This is a genomic window from Citrobacter sp. Ce104, assembly GCF_030334595.1.
Lineage (GTDB): Bacteria > Pseudomonadota > Gammaproteobacteria > Enterobacterales > Enterobacteriaceae > Citrobacter > Citrobacter europaeus.
This window is the reverse complement of record NZ_JAOWDP010000026.1, coordinates 1-283: the sequence shown is the minus strand read 5'-3', so window position 1 is coordinate 283 and position 283 is coordinate 1. Positions and strand designations below refer to the sequence as shown.

General features: G+C 51.9%; 1 tRNA gene. It reads left to right on the top strand.

Annotated elements, in window-relative coordinates:
- Positions 1 to 206 precede the first annotated feature (206 nt).
- Positions 207 to 283, top strand: a tRNA-Arg gene (locus tag OGW16_RS02000).

Here is a 283-nt window from a genome sequence, read left to right as displayed (position 1 = left end):
GCGAAACTGTTGTTTCATGGACTGCGAGATAATCGCGAGTACCAGGGAGGATAACGTTGCTTCAGCAACGGCCCGCAGGGTGAGGCGCAGCCGAGTAATCCTCCCGGATGCACCATCTTCTCTGCAATAGCGCATTAGCGTTGTTACAGAAAATCGATATCACTTTAGCAGCGATATCAAATCTGCAGTAAGTAAGTTTCCCTGATGCATCCGTAGCTCAGCTGGATAGAGTACTCGGCTACGAACCGAGCGGTCGGAGGTTCGAATCCTCCCGGATGCACCA